This window comes from Dyadobacter sp. HNCC25DJ183 (genome assembly GCF_056895175.1).
Genome location: NZ_JBXHAP010000002.1, coordinates 676835 through 692495, shown reverse-complemented (window position 1 = coordinate 692495; position 15661 = coordinate 676835). Strand labels below are relative to the sequence as shown.

At 44.8% G+C, this 15661-nt stretch carries 11 protein-coding genes and 1 pseudogene; 1 reads left to right on the top strand and 11 read right to left on the bottom strand.

From position 1 onward, the window contains the following. Window positions 1-4 precede the first annotated feature (4 nt). Window positions 5-1102, bottom strand: coding sequence for a sensor histidine kinase (locus AC1XTG_RS06925; RefSeq protein WP_056280456.1), 1098 nt, complete (start codon window positions 1100-1102; stop codon window positions 5-7). A 1024-nt stretch (window positions 1103-2126) separates the two neighbouring features. Here AC1XTG_RS06925 and ahcY point away from each other — a divergent pair. After that, window positions 2127-3443 carry an adenosylhomocysteinase gene (gene ahcY / locus AC1XTG_RS06920; RefSeq protein ID WP_484841446.1) on the top strand — a complete coding sequence of 439 codons (1317 nt, stop codon included), beginning with the start codon at window positions 2127-2129 and terminating at the stop codon, window positions 3441-3443. A gap of 96 nt (window positions 3444-3539) precedes the next feature. Here the strand turns inward: ahcY and AC1XTG_RS06915 are convergent, their stop codons facing one another. The 10 genes and pseudogenes from AC1XTG_RS06915 to AC1XTG_RS06870 all read right to left on the bottom strand — a co-directional run bounded on the left by AC1XTG_RS06915 (window position 3540) and on the right by AC1XTG_RS06870 (window position 15653). Further along, window positions 3540-3773, bottom strand: coding sequence for a hypothetical protein (locus AC1XTG_RS06915; RefSeq protein WP_484841445.1), 234 nt, complete (start codon window positions 3771-3773; stop codon window positions 3540-3542). 509 nt (window positions 3774-4282) lie between these two features. Beyond that, complete coding sequence (locus AC1XTG_RS06910) at window positions 4283-6346, bottom strand: hypothetical protein (protein ID WP_484841444.1); 2064 nt, start codon at window positions 6344-6346, stop codon at window positions 4283-4285. A 174-nt stretch (window positions 6347-6520) separates the two neighbouring features. Further along, a complete protein-coding gene (locus AC1XTG_RS06905; protein ID WP_484841443.1) occupies window positions 6521-7030 on the bottom strand; it encodes a hypothetical protein in 510 nt (169 codons plus the stop codon). Window positions 7031-7103: 73 nt separating this feature from the next. Continuing rightward, a complete protein-coding gene (locus tag AC1XTG_RS06900; protein ID WP_484841442.1) occupies window positions 7104-8084 on the bottom strand; it encodes a mechanosensitive ion channel family protein in 981 nt (326 codons plus the stop codon). 16 nt (window positions 8085-8100) lie between these two features. After that, on the bottom strand, window positions 8101-8883 hold the full coding sequence (locus tag AC1XTG_RS06895; RefSeq protein ID WP_484841441.1) for an SHOCT domain-containing protein: 783 nt from the start codon (window positions 8881-8883) through the stop codon (window positions 8101-8103). Between the two features lie 43 nt (window positions 8884-8926). Beyond that, entirely contained in the window at window positions 8927-10021 is a 1095-nt protein-coding gene (locus tag AC1XTG_RS06890) for a M48 family metallopeptidase (protein ID WP_056280428.1), read from the bottom strand. An 18-nt stretch (window positions 10022-10039) separates the two neighbouring features. Continuing rightward, window positions 10040-10432, bottom strand: a complete 393-nt coding sequence (locus tag AC1XTG_RS06885; RefSeq protein WP_484841522.1) for a DUF898 family protein — start codon at window positions 10430-10432, stop codon at window positions 10040-10042. A 15-nt stretch (window positions 10433-10447) separates the two neighbouring features. Then, window positions 10448-10999: pseudogene (locus AC1XTG_RS06880) on the bottom strand (DUF898 family protein); the annotation flags it as partial. 158 nt (window positions 11000-11157) lie between these two features. Continuing rightward, window positions 11158-12501: a TolC family protein gene (locus AC1XTG_RS06875; RefSeq protein WP_484841440.1), complete on the bottom strand. Its 1344-nt coding sequence runs from the start codon at window positions 12499-12501 to the stop codon at window positions 11158-11160. Between the two features lie 26 nt (window positions 12502-12527). Then, on the bottom strand, window positions 12528-15653 hold the full coding sequence (locus AC1XTG_RS06870) for an efflux RND transporter permease subunit (protein WP_484841439.1): 3126 nt from the start codon (window positions 15651-15653) through the stop codon (window positions 12528-12530). Between the last annotated feature and the right edge of the window lie 8 nt (window positions 15654-15661).

Genomic DNA, 15661 nt, shown 5'->3' with positions numbered 1-15661 from the left:
TCAATCAGATTTCCAGTCGTTTGTCCAGTTCTATCTCCAAAATTACCGCAAACACATCATCCTCTTCCAGTATCCGGAGCTGGTGCGCCGAAGGATAAAGGATATCGAGCCGCTTGCGCACATTTGCCAGTCCGATGCTCACATGATGTTTCCGCACTTCTTTTACGGTCGTTTCGGGCTTGCTATTGGCTATTTTGAATTTAAGGTTATTGTTTTTAATGCGCAGATCTATGTTGATCCAGGCTTGTCCGACCTGCTCACTGGCTCCGTGTTTAAATGCATTTTCAACCAGCGGCAAAAGCAGCAGCGGCGCTATTTTAAAACCTGGCGACAGTCCGTTTATACTGAAATTGATATCCAGCCGCTCTTCATACCGGATCTTTTCGAGCTCGATATAGCTTTCAACAATGCGGATATCCCTTTCCAGCTCCACTATATCTGTGTTTGCTTCGTAGAGCATGTAACGCAAAATTTCAGCCAGTCCCATTACCACCGCCGGGGATTGCGGCGACTGGGTCAATGTCAGTGCGTAAAGGTTGTTGAGGGTATTAAACAGAAAATGAGGGTGTAACTGCCCTTTCAAAAAGTTAAGCTCTGCCTCAATGGCCGCTTGCCTTCTTTCAAACCACATTTTGAAAAATTTAATGGACAAGGCTATCCAGACGAAAATATTCGTTTGCTCAAATGCATTGATCAGGTATACCGGCCGCGAAAGCTGCTCGCGGAAACTGCCCTGCAATTTCACCCAGACAAATGTCGGGTCCGTCTTTCGCACCGCCGCGTAAACGATCGGATCGGCAACCAGTATTTCGAGAAACCTGAATACAAGCGTGGAAAGAATAATGCATAAAATCAGATAGATCACAAACTCCACATATCGCTTTCTATTGAAAAACCTCGGGATCAAAAAGTAGGCAATGCAATAGAAATAGAGCATGTGGATTGGCATAAACATAGCCACCACGCCCAGAGCAAGCCCGTAGCCGGGCATACCCGCGCCATAGATAACCGTTAATATGATCAGGATGGTTATCCAGAATAATACATGAAGCAGGGTTCTTCTTCTGGCCGGATCGGAAAGTATCGGGACATTTGCACGCATGGACAAATATAGCTATTTCAAAAGCCAAAGATTTGTGCAGCAAAGCTGGTAGACAGATGTACGGAATTTGTCGACGAACAGCATTATCGAACTATTCCATGTCTACGGTTATGATCATTGTCTTCAAATTCAAATAAGTATGGATTACTTCTCGAATACCTCAGATAGATTGTATCGCCGCTGCTTAGCTCGTGATTGAAGTTGATCCTTCCCACGAAAGACTTCCCATTGGCTACAGTAGGTAAAATTTCGAGAATAATGCCAATTCCCTCTGTAGTATCTGCTAGAAATTCCAGTAGCTATTCCATACGTTCTAACACTTCCTTGTTGTATAACCCCTGATTTAAGAAAGTTAAATATCAGATAGTTGGCATATATCACAACTCCTACAAATAAGAGCCTTCCAACAAAAAATCCTATTATACCAATTGCCATTTGAGATACTAGCCGATCAAAGCTCTGATACAAAACCAGGCTAGTGATCACTATCATCAAGAATGAAAAAAACGTTAGAGAACTATTTTCTCCTAAACTTCCGTAAACGGCAAAAAACGAAAATACAATAACAATGCCCCCTAGAATAGCTCTGTAGATAACCATTTCTTCAATAATTGAGCTTTTAACATACAAAGGAGGTGCTCAATTACTTAGAATTTTCTATCAATGGTTATACAGTCGGAGTAAAGATCTTAATCCTATTTAAAAGTCACGCCCTCTTGTTCTGTGTTTTCTTATTGAACATAAAAATGGGTTATAAAAATACAAGGAGCCACTTATCAGGAGGAACGACAGCTTAACTCAGATACAGGCTAACAAGACAACTTTTTTGAGTTCAAGACAAAATATCTGCCATTCACAGAGATACAGGGCCGTGTGAGTGCCAAAGTGCGCCTAAGTAGCGACTGAAAAGATAAAATATCTGATTTACGATCACAAATCACAATTTGTATCTACATTTCTTCCCCTCCGTGGTTTTTCTACTTAGTTTTGTATTATAATCAAGATATAACTAAACTGTAAAATAATGGCAACGTCAACCGACACGTACATTCCTTACAAGGTAAAAGACATTTCCCTGGCTGAGTGGGGACGCAAAGAAATTACATTGGCAGAAGCTGAAATGCCAGGTTTGATGGCGATCCGCGCAGAATACGGTCCGTCACAACCATTGGCAGGTGCCCGCGTGGCAGGCTGTCTGCACATGACGATTCAGACTGCGGTTTTGATCGAAACACTTACAGCTTTGGGTGCAGAAGTTACCTGGTCTTCATGTAACATCTTCTCTACGCAGGATCACGCAGCAGCAGCAATCGCAGCAGCAGGTATCCCGGTTTACGCGTGGAAAGGAATGAACGAAGAAGAATTCAACTGGTGCATCGAGCAAACGTTGTTCTTCGGCGAAGATCGCAAGCCTTTGAATATGATCCTGGATGACGGCGGTGACCTTACCAATATGGTTTTCGACGAATATCCTGAGCTGATCGCTGGTATCAAAGGACTTTCAGAAGAAACTACAACTGGTGTACTTCGTTTGTACGACCGCCTGAAAAACGGAACGCTTCATTTGCCTGCAATCAATGTAAATGACTCAGTTACGAAATCTAAATTCGATAACAAATACGGTTGCCGCGAATCATTGGTGGATTCAATCCGTCGTGCAACTGACTTAATGCTTGCTGGTAAAGTAGCTGTTGTAGCTGGTTACGGTGATGTAGGTAAAGGTTCTGCTGAGTCACTTCGTGGCGCAGGCTGCCGTGTATTGGTTACTGAAATCGACCCGATTTGTGCGCTTCAAGCTGCAATGGACGGTTTTGAAGTAGTAACAATGGACGAAGCTGCAACGCGTGCGAACATTTTCGTTACTGCAACCGGAAACTACAAGATCATCACAGATCGTCACTTCCTTGCAATGCGTGACAAAGCCGTAGTTTGTAACATCGGTCACTTCGACAATGAAATCGATATGGCTTGGTTGAACAGCTCTTACGGTAATACAAAATCTCAGATCAAACCACAGGTTGATATCTATTCTGTTGAAGGAAGAGACATTATCATCCTTGCGGAAGGTCGTTTGGTTAACCTGGGCTGCGCAATGGGACACCCTTCATTTGTAATGTCCTGCTCATTCTCTAACCAGACTTTGGCTCAGATCGAACTTTGGACCAACACAGCTGCTTACGAGAAGAAAGTATACGTACTTCCAAAAGCACTGGACGAAAAAGTGGCTGCACTTCACCTGAAACACGTTGGAGCTAATTTGGATATCCTTACTGAGGAACAAGCTGCATACATCGGCGTTTCAACAGAAGGTCCATTCAAGGCGGAGACTTACAGATATTAATATTAGTTAAGGTTCATATTATGAAACGCCCTCGCTGCATTGTAGCGGGGGCGTTTTTGTGTTTGGTGGAGTAATTATATCTCCCCGTCTTTGAAATTACAATCGGCAACGTATCCCTCTTAACAGGTCCAGGAAAATCTCTCCCCTATCCAGCACATCCCGCGTCACTCTCGGGCCCGGGTTCCAATCTTTTGTCGGGTAAATGTAGCGCAGCATCATATCTGTAAAGAGATGCTCCATCTCAGCCAGATCGTATTCGGCGGCGATAAAATTTTCAATGAGTTCTTCGGAGGTAAAGCGGGGTTTGATGGTTTTTTCGATGTCTGACATGGTGTATGTATACCGGTTTGCATGGAGCGGGCCAGTTAACGGTGCCGCGCTTTCCGTTGCTCAACCCGGTCTAAGGGCAATGGTGCTATATGTCCATTACGGTAGCCACGACACCGTTAATAGGTATACGTAGTTCCATATAGCAACTTCTAGCCTTCGAAGTGAAGGCAGATGCAGCTTAGACCGAGAAATTGAGCGAGGCAAACGTAAGATGATTGTTTGAGGAAATCAAAAGGAATTTTCGAATGGTAAAGGAAAAAGTGGGTAGAGGTAGGGCTGCGATAGGCCTAAGCTCGATAGCAAGTAGAATCGCAAATAAATATAAGTCGTTAAATTCCTGAAAGTTGATGTAACGTCTTAACAAAGTTACGTCCGCAGAATTGTATCGAGCAGAAAGGCTACTATCAAAAACTTAACCCTACCCAAGTATTTTATGTTCAACAACCTAAATTGCCCAACAATGTCCAAACAGCAATACAAATTCTGCATTACAAGTAAATACACCGTAATTATCGCATGGTCTTTACCTGGCGGTACAATTTGATCAAATGCTGAACAGACATGTCAATAAGTGGTTCAAACATAAATGCATTAATATGAATATTTTCCGGAGTCATCAAATTCACCTTGTCTAATATTGCCAAGTTAACACAACCAGGAAAGCGATTGTGGTACTCCTGACAAAGAACATGGGTCTGATTCTTTTTGATGAGCAACAAATCGAACCCAGGTAATTTGTCAATCAAAAACTTCTCAGTTTGTAGACGTATAGCTATTGCTAATGTAATTTTATTTTCCAGTGCTATTTCATCGACGATAGGTTCAATACAAATTGAATCCGCAGTATTAAAAATTAGCTGTATAAACCCATCTGTACCAAATGAGATTGTTTTACCTCGAAGTTTTGGAAGTCTTTGCTTATATATCTCAAATATTTCACTTGCCTTCAAGTCTTCGCTACCATCTTGTATGTGAAGACATTTTGTTAGAGTTATATAATCATCACAATCCTTCGTATCGCTATATTCAATTAGATTTCGGACGAATGCTACAAGACTTATAAACATCTTTACTCTTGCATAACTTTTTATTAGATGCATGAACAAATCATTTATATACTGCCCACTATGTAATGTAACTTCTTTCGAATCTGATTTCGACGCCATAAATACAGCTTCTCTTACAAGACATAGCCTTGACGCAATAGTTCGATAAAAATCGAAATTGTGGCTTAGAACAATCATTCTAAACTTATTTGATTTTTGAAGATCTCTAATGTACTCAATTATTGCGAACTTGTTTTTGTAATCGAATGAATCAGCTACATCGTCGAATATAAGTAGGCTCTTGCCTAAATTACTTTTGCGTGCTTCAATCTCAAACAAGAATTGTAAAATAAAATACGCACGCTGTTCGCCTTTACTAAGAATCGTAAGTAAGGTTTCTCGTTTGTGTTTTACTGGGTCATTGCCTAGCTCGGAATATTCAAATTCTAATATTGCTGTTTCTTTTTTCAGAATTATATCGTTCTGATTTGCCAGTATAATCTTAAATGGAACATGGAACCTATCATTGAACCTATTAACTATATTTAACCAAAGATCGATATCTTTCTTTGACTCATCGATTATCTTTGCTAGAACGCCTTTTTGGCTCTTGTAATAATCTACCAAGAGTAAAACGTCATGATTAATTCTAGATAGATAATTTAGCCACACTTCTTTCTTAAATTCCTCATAATTATTCAGTTTAAGCAATAGCAGGTTGTCCGATTCAACCACCTTTTGGAATGCTCTAAGCTCTGAATTGGCACCAATTGCTTTGTCAACCTGGTCGAATGCCTTCCTTAAACTTTCGTCATTTAAGATATTTTCTATCTCATTTTGCACAAGCTTCTTTAATTGATCTGAGTCATTAATCCTTGTTCCGTCTTCTAAAACGAAAACGTGGCCTGCATTAAAATAGGAATTATCTTCAATAGACTTTATTATTTCATTAGCTTGATAAGTACCAAACGTATTATTAACAGACTCGCGAAAGAACTTTGACTTCGAAACAATATCCTTGTAACTATTGATATAGCGACTAAGAACTTTATCATTCTTTTTTAAAAATTTCTCTACATTTCCTTTTTTATCAAACACGTCATTGTATCGAAACTGAAAATTGTTATCTGACTGACTAAGTTTATCCAAAACACTAAGTAATATCTCAAAAATCGAAGAATTGTTTAGATTGGAAAATGTACTTAGTAGCTCCGCCTCACAATCACTACTTTGCGAAACCGCTTTTAACTTCCGCATTAGATCAGATTTCCTGTCATTTAATTCCACATAAATGCTATCATACTGATCTTTCAGTTCTTTGACAGCAATGAAGTTGCTTATCTTACTAGATGCATCGAAACTATTATCTTCGGCATTAACAACTAAAATATCTTCTGGCTTTATTATGTCGTTGTCAATCGACGCTTCAAACTTGGAAACCCTTGAAGTATATATCCTATCACAAGGTAGATTTTTGGTATCTCCTTTTGCAAGTAACTCAAATGTTCTGGCAAAGGAAGTTTTCATTGTTCCATTTGGTGCATACACTAGAAAAGTGTCACTTTTCGTGAAGTCAAACGTTTGATTCAATTTCCCTATACCAAAACAATTTTCGAAATTGACATTTAAAGTATTCATACGTGATCTATAAGTCAGGAAGGTTAACTTTTATATATACTTCAATGAGATCGAAACACTGACTCACTCAACCCCATTTACAATCTCATCAATCAACATCTTCTCGAAGTTACCAGTAGATTGTCCCTTAACCGGCAGCACCGCTTTCTCAATTCTGATTGAATGAAGATTGACGCTCACGATTGTAGTATTGTCGCCAACTGCCTTCACTCGCATGTTCCAGATAGCGGATGCTTGGTGCCGAGCAATGGAGCTTGGAAATTCAGTGCTCATTCGTTCAACGGCAATGTAGGCAGCTGGGTTGGTGAGGTTACCTTTCGTGTCTTCATAGGACAATAAACCGGAGAAGGATGCGACATCCGCAATAACCAGTCCGCTGCTGCGGTCGATCATTTTTACGGCGACACCTGTTTCTGCAATCATATCAATGACGCTTTCCCAAACCTGCTCGAAAGGCTTTTCAATTCTGGATTTGACGGATCCTTGCTGGTACTTTCCACGCAGCGAAACAACACTCGGCGCGCAACTTTGAAGAACAAGAAGAATAGAAAGAGAGAGTAAGTACTTATGCATGATAGAGGTTGTAGTAATTAAGTAATACTACAACTTCCAATGCCCGTTGGCAAAATGAACTTATTAAACGGTGTTACCCGGAATTCGACACCTGTGAACCCTGCCCCTCCCCGCCCCTCACAACCGGCACTGGCGTCGGGAACCCAATCCCATTCTCATCAAAAACCCTTTTAACTGCCTTCATTGCAACACTCTTCGCCGGGCCGGGACCTATTTTACTCTGGTCAATCCAGAAGAGGATCTCGAAGTCAATGCTCTTTTCCGTGAACTTCGTGAAGTTGAGCTCGACGGGTTTTAGCTTGTTCAGGAATGGAAGCTGGTTGATTACTGAGAGTGCGAGGTTTTCAACAATCCCCAAGTCATCTTTATAGCCGATGCTGCATTCAACCTGCACTCTCCTTTCGCCTGAAAACGTGAAGTTGACTATCGGTTTTTGAAAAATATCCTTGCTGGGTAGCTCTACGTGCTGGCCGGCGAAGTTGTCGAGCTTCACAGAGCGCAGGCCGATCGACAACACTTTCCCGGTAAATCCATTGGTTTCAATCACATCTCCTACCTTAATCGGGCGCTGGATGGCGATGAATGCGCCGGAGATGAAATTCGTTGTCAGATCCTGGAATGCAAAACCCAGCGCGAGTGCGAGTACACCGGCACCAGCCAGCAGCGAGGTAACCGTTTTATCCAAACCCAAAACGCCCAGTGCGAAGAAGAGCCCGGCCATGACAATCGCAATGCGCGTGATCGCAGACATCAGACTGACCAATGCAATATTTTGCGAAGCCCGGCCCAACACATTTTCCATAAACCTGCTGCCGTACCTCGCCAGGAACCGGAAAACGACCAGGATCAATATCGCCATGATCAGGTTGGGGACAAAACGAATTCCCTCTACAAACCACCTGTCGAGCTTTACAGCAATGGGATCTACAAACTTTGAGATTTGTGCAAAAATCATCCGAGCGTCAAATGCATTAAAAAACAACATCAAAAGTGCTGATTTTTCCAAAATAAAAAAGGCAGCGACTCCGGAAAATTCCAGGTCGCTGCCTTCCATTTATAAAGAACAGGATTTACAACCGCGCGAGCAGCTCCTGCTTCTTCGATTTAAATTCCTCCTCGGTAATCTGCCCTTTTTCAAAAAGCATATTCACCTTTTCTATCGTCGCAATGATGATTTCCTGCGAAGCAGATGTACTTTGCCCCGTTCTCAGGTCGGCTGTGCTCGTTACATCGTACGCGATGCCGGGAGTTGGCTGCTGCTGTCCTGCCGGCTCAGAAATGACGGATAAACTATTCAGGTCAACTGGTCCGTCCTGACTTGAAAACCGGTAAGAACGCTCAGTACCCTGCTGCTGCGACACGCCGGTAATATGATGGTGCTTGGTATCGTAAATCGTACGTTTTCCATTCTCCTCGATCACAAGCCGGCGCACTGGCGCGAAATAAGCATACCGAAAGCCATTTTGGGCACCGCTGGACGTGGGCGTTCCGAATACTGCCGGCCAGGAACTCGTACCTGTTCCCTGGAATATGCTATTGGAATCATTTTGCGTGTTCTCAGACGGATCCGAGGCTCCTTCGTAAAGTACCCTCGTACTTACAAGATCAGACAGTTCATTGCAGACCTTATCCACAGTACCCCGGAGTGAATTATTGAACATATCCCCTACCATCGTCATTCCGCCACGCATCCACTGACCTTGTCCGCCCAGCTCCTGAATGTTGAACTGCGCCATGTTACCGCTACCATCGATCACTGCTTTCAAAAGAGCCTCGACTGACTCTTTCTTCAGGTTATATTTTGCGGCAATTTCTGCTACATATTGCTCGCCTTCTTTTGTTAACGCTTTCATAATTAATTGGTTCTTTTCAAAAGAAGTCACAAAAACAGTGCCATTACTGACGCGGGGCACTCGCCTGGCGAAGTTCAAGCCAGCGTTTTTGCAGTTCAGACTGGTCCCGAAAGGAGGTTTGCTCGCGTGCCAGCTCGCTTGCATATTGCATGCGATCGGCGGTGAGCGGGTGTGTACTCAGCAATTCAATGGAGGTGGAACCTTCGGCGCCGGTATCAAGGATTTTGAACAAATCCACAAACCCTTTCAAACTGATCCCCTGCGCCTGGAACACACCCATGGCTTTTCGATCGGCATCCATTTCCAGCTCTCTTGAATAAGTCAGATTGACGAGCATATTGGAATTTTCGGCCAGTACCGCGATGATCCCATTGATATCGTTCAGTATAACCGAAACGAACAGATATCCTGACAAACTCCGCAAAACACTTCTCAGGGAATGCTGGTAATGCACGTGCGAAACTTCGTGCGCCAGCAGAGCGGCAAGTTCCTCCTTGGTTTTCATTTTATTCAAAATACCGTCAAAGACTACGATATGTCCGCCAGGCAGCGCAAATGCATTGACCTCCTTTTCTTTTACTACCGTAATCCGGACGGGGTAATTTGTTTTGAAATCGATGGCTTTGGCAAAATGATTGACTTTCGCTGAAAGACTACTATCGACTTTATAGCCCGCAATCAGGTTGCCGTACATCGCGTCTCCGAGCCTGACTTCAATGTCCTGAGGAATTTGGCGCGCTACTTTTTCGGCTGCGAAAGGCAGAACAAACAGGTAAGTAGCAACCAGCAAACCGAGTAAAAGAACGATAAACCCAACCAGCGCCAACGGACTTTTGAAGACATTGTCCGATATCCTTTTTCTGAAAAATACCCTGTCAGGATACTTTTGTTTTAAAATTGCGGGCAACGCATCATCCCTGCATTCAATGGTTTGCTGCGGATATTCGCCGTACCTGAATATAGAGAGATTGGTAAAGCCCTGCTCGGTTATAATACCCGGCAAATCCCAGCGGACCGTTTGAAAATCTGCATTCCCTGCAACAGGATGGATGAGCCAGTAGCCCGGCATGAGTTCAAGAACCGCATCGTGAGCGGCAGAGGTTCTCCCATCGTGGTACCTGACATTAATTAGCTGCATTTCATTCACAATTTGACCTTACACCAGGCCAATATCTATCATATCTGCCAGATCTTCGCCGGTTGCATCGGTATAATTTTCTTCGGTTTGCTGAATCGCATCCACGTCCAGCGGACCTTCGATGACAATGTTGGAGAATACGAAATTGAGTGCGCGCACGATCGCCCAGGGTGTTCCGAGCCCGAGTGTGAGCACGATAATCAGCAAGTTACCTGCGATCAGGATAAAGTAGCCGCCGGCAGTTGCAGTGGACCGAAACACCAGTCGGTTCTCACCCTGGTACATGCGGATATTGTTGATATAATAGTTGAAAAGGTTTTTGACATACCAGAAAGAATAGATACCGAGCGTAAACAACGACAGCAGGTAACCTTTCACATTCAGCCACGCAAACGTGTCGCCTTTCCCCATGTATGCGAAGGTCAGATTACCAAACCGGAGGTGTTTGAAAATGTATTTACGGATATCAATGATAAACCAGAAAGAGTAAATCCCGAAGGTACAAAGGGTGAGAATGCTGCCGATCACGAACATTTGCACAAACTCTTTCAACTCGCCGCGGTAGCCAAAATGAATGCCCCGCCAGGAAGAGCGCGACATCCGGTACCGCATTGAACCATGAATTGCAACCGGAATGAGCAGGAGAAACCCGCCTTAGAAGAAGATCAAAGCAATCACCAGTAAAGTGGTGTCTTTGTACCACGCGGCGGTGAGCAGCACACCGTAAAGCACAATGAAAATCCCGATCGCTTTGATGAATCCAAGGAACATTTCACGCCCGGTGCCGTGGAAAGTGAAGCGGCTTTGTTCAAATTCCGTCTCCGCATACAGGTATTTAAGAATGGCGGCTTTGGCCCAGGGATAGTAGAGTCCCAGTGTGACGATTGTGAGCAGGATGTTGATGATGTAAATTCCAAACAAGCCAGCGCCTTTTCCGTGAAAAGTTACCTGTCTTTGCTGATCGTAATGCTGTTCCATAATTTGACGAAGTTGAAATGGGGAGTTTACATCAAATATAAAGTTTCTTTGAAAAAATTTAAACTTTGTAACCGGCTATAAACAGATATACCGCAGGATAATTATCCCGCGGTATACCAAACAACCTTAATCCCAGTAAGATATTAGAAATTACCCACCTAATCGCCTGTAATCCTGTCCAGCTCGATCTTGGCCGACAGATAATCGAAAACAGATTCGAGGTAATTGGCTTTTGCAGTCGTCAATGCAAATTCAGAATCCATTAATTCCAGCCTCGTCGCTACACCTTTTTCGTAGCGGTACTTGGTAATGGAATAGCTTAATTCTGCTGTTTGTGACACATTCTGTTGTGTTTTGATCCGCTCTGAGGTTTCAAACAAACTCGCCAGAACCTGCTTGATCTGCGTTTTCAGCTGTTCCTGCGCATTGGTATATACGATATCAGCCTGCTGTCTTTCGATCTTCCCCAATGCAACCCGGTTTACATTTTGGTTTCCATTGAAAATCGGTATCGCAAATTGTATCCCTGCAAAGAAAACCGGCGGGTAACCCGCATTGCCGAAGCGGAACTGGTTTGTCTGCGTTTGTAACTGGTACTGACTGATAAAACTCACCACCGGCAACCGCGCCGATTTAGACAACATAATCTCTTTATCAGCAATCTCCTTATTGAGGTTGAGCAGTTGCAAATCGGGGCGCTGCTCTACGGAAAGTCGGTATGCACCGGTTTCAGAAGGAATAGAATCTGCGGGACTGAGCCGCAGTGAATCGGAAAGCACGTACTCGGTTTGCTGCGTATCTCCGAGCAGGTAGCGGAGTTCCTGCTGGCTTACCTGCAATGCGTAAGTAAGTCTCAGCACGTCCGGTTCGAGGTTTTTCACCAAAGTATACGCCCGCAAAGTATCCACCCGCAGCGCTTTTCCCTGCGCCAGCAGATACCGGGAGTCGGCAAGTGCTTTTTTGTTCCGGAGAATGCTTTCCTGCTGCAATTTAAGGCGCTCGTTCAAAACCAGCTGCCGGACGTAGCTCTGCTTTACGCTTGCAATCACATTCACTTCTCTGTCCCGGTAGCTGAGCTGGCTTTGTTTTTCAAAAAGCTTGCGCCGCGCGATCTCGTGCCGCGTTCCCGAATTATAGATCGGCTGCACCAGCGAAACCTGCGCGCCAGCTACATCTTCTCCTCCGAAACGGGCATAGTCAATGCGCTCCGAAGAAGCAGAATTTCCATTCAGACCAAAAAATACAGGCCGCTGAAAGTAATGCTGGTACTGACCGCTCAGACTGATGTTCGGTAACAATAACCCTCTCGTGATCGCAGTCTGCTGTCTCGATCTATTAATGCCCAGCGAGTCAACCCGCAGTTCGCGGTTGTGCGCTTTGGCTTGCTCAATGGCTTCTTGCAGCGATATCGTCTGCTTTTGAGCGGCCAGGAAGAGCGGCACACCGGCTAATGCGAAGGTCAGCAGTGCGCCTTTCCATTGATTTAAAAATTTACTTTTCATGATGTTGTTGGGGTATGCTGTTGGGATCAATGCGGTTGTAAAGCTGATTCTCTCGCCAGCGTTTGCTGTCCTTCTTCGTGGCGCTTTTTATGCGGCCGGGACAGGTATGAATAAATGGAAGGAATAACGTACAATGTGAGCACACCGGCGAAGATCAAACCACCGACTACCACAATTCCAAGCGACTGCCGGCTTCCCGAAGCTGTACCCAGCGAAAGCGCGATCGGCAGCGTACCGAAAATCATTGCCAGTGTGGTCATCAGGATCGGACGGAAACGGGATACGGCGGCTATCTTGGCAGCTTCGAATGTTGAAACACCCTCTTCCTTGCTCTGATTGGCGAATTCCACGATCAGGATACCGTTTTTGGTGATCAAACCAATGAGCATAATAATCCCGATCTGACTGAAAATATTGACAGTTTGTGCAGTGAACCAGAGGCTCAGCAATGCGCCTGTCAGCGCCATTGGTACTGTCAGCAAAATGATGAATGGATCAACCAGACTCTCAAATTGCGCCGCGAGCACGAGGTAAATGAGGATAATGGCGAAGATAAATGCGAAAATCAGACTTGAACTACTTTCAGAATAGTCGCGGCTTTGTCCGGCCAATGCAGTTGTGAAACCTTTCGGTAATTCTTTCGCAGAGATTTTATCAAGCTCCTTGATCGCTTCTCCCAAACTTACCCCATTCGCAGGCGTAGCCGAGATCGTGGCGCTGTAAGATTGGTTATATCTGTAAATCGCCGGTGGACTGATCCCTTCGTTTTGTCTCGTCAAATTATCGAGCGATACCATTTCGCCACTGCCGGATTTGAGGTATAGCGATTTCAGATCGTAAGGCGCAGAGCGATCTTCGCGGTCTAACTGGCCGATTACTTCGTACTGACGGTCATTGTAAATGAAATAACCATATCTCCTGCTGCTCAATGCGAGTTGTAAAGTTTGTCCGATATCCTGCGTCGAAATTCCGAGCTGGGCCGCGCGCTGGCGGTCGATACTGATACTGATCTCCGGACGATTGATCTTGAAATCGGCATCGGCGAAAGTCAGTTTTTTGTTGCTGCCTACTTCGGTCATCAACTTTGGCATTACATCGATCAATGCTTTCAGGCTCGGAGCTTGTACCACATACTGCACCGGCTGCGTATTTCCGTACCCGCCGATAGTGGGCGTTTGCACGGGTATAATCAATACATTCCTGAACTGCTGCGAAGCGACAACCAGTTTCTGGAAGATCTGGCCTTGTGTCAATCCACTTTTCCGGTCTTTGGGTTCATTGAGGAAAATCCATTGAAAACCGCCATTCACGGGCTGGGCCAAAGTACCTCCCGCCGCAGCCACGGCTGTGTAAGTGCGTTGTGCATTCAAATCGGGAATGGAGTCACTGATGTAATTCCCGATCGCCTTCATGCTTTGCTCCATACTTTCGTATGAAGTTCCTTCCGGTGCAATCACAGCGAGTCCGATCATCGATCTGTCTTCCAGTGGTGCCAGTTCAGAAGGCAACTTCGGCGCGAGCCAAAATGCAATTCCAAATGAAACCAGCAGGAGCGCAATCCCCAGCCAGCGCACTTTCATGAATGCGGACAGGGATCTTCCGTAAGCATTGTTCAGCGCCACAAACCAGCGTTCTGTTTTGCGGTAAAACCAACTTTGACCCGAATTGGATTTAAGTAAATACGCGCTCATCATCGGGGTTAAAGTCAATGCGACGAATGCCGAGATGGTAACGGAGCCTGCCACTACGATCGCAAATTCTTTGAAGAGCCGGCCGGTCAATCCGCCCAAAAAGAGGATCGGAAGAAATACGGAGACCAGGGTAATGGTAGTAGAGATTACTGCAAAATAGATTTCATTAGATCCAAGACGAGCGGCTTCAATGGGCGAAATGCCTTTTTCAACCTTACTATAAATGTTTTCCAAAACAATAATCGCATCATCCACCACGAGCCCGATCGCGAGTACCAGCCCGAGCAGTGTCAATACATTGATCGAAAACCCGGCTACGTACATAATGAAGAAGGCCGAAATAATCGAAACGGGAATAGCCAGCAGCGGAATAATCGTACTGCGCCAGTCGCGGAGGAAGATGAAAATGATCAGCGAAACCAATGCGAATGCGAGCAGCAAAGTCTCCTCCACTTCGGAAAGTGAATTCCTTACAGGCACCGTAAAGTCTTTACCCAATGCGATCTCATACTCTTTCGGCGCTGTCTTTTTGATTTCCTCAAACCGTTTTTTAAACTCATCCACAATTGCGAGTGAGTTGGCGCCGCGTTGCGGACTTACGCCCGTACCTACTCCGTAATCGGCCGTTTTTCCATTATAAATTATCATCGCGGTACGCTCGTTCTGCGACGACATCACAGCCTGACCCACGTCTTTGAACCGAACGATCGCACCGTCGCTTTCGCGAATAATCATATTGTTAAAATCATCCTCGGTCACAAGCCGCCCCTGCGTTTTGAGGGTTACCTCTGTGTTCTGGCCTTCGATGCGACCACTTGGCAAGTCCACATTCTCACGCTGCAATGCATTTTGAATGTCCACAGGAGTCAATCCGTATGCAGCCAGTTTTACAGGATCCATTCGCAAACGCATTGCGCGTTTGCGGCCCGCATAAGAATCAACCAGCCTTACGCCGGGAATGGATTGGAGCCTTTCCTTGATGTTAATGTTAACAAAATCGGTAACATCTTCCAGTGTCTTAGTCTTGCTCTGCACTGTCAGGAAAACCAGGAAATCGGCCGGACCGGCTTTTTCAACAATCGTCGGTTCAATGTCGGTAGGCAGCTGCTGGCGTGACTTGGAAACTTTGTCCCGCACGTCATTTGCGGCTGCTTCAAGATCTGCATTGAGCTCAAACTCGACGGTTATAATGCTCACTTGTTCGCGGGACGTGGACGAAACCGACCTGATCCCATTTGCTTCCGCAATTGCTTCTTCCAGTGGTTTGGTAACCTGAGAGGCAATAATATCTGCACTCGCACCCGGATACACCGTAGTGACCATCACGATCGGAGAATCGGTAACGGGATATTCCCGGGTTCCGAGGAAGGTATACCCTACAATCCCGAAAAGTATAAGCAGTACGGACATTACCCCGGCCAGAACCGGCCGGGAAATACTTACTTGAGAAATCGCACTCATTTTTGAAT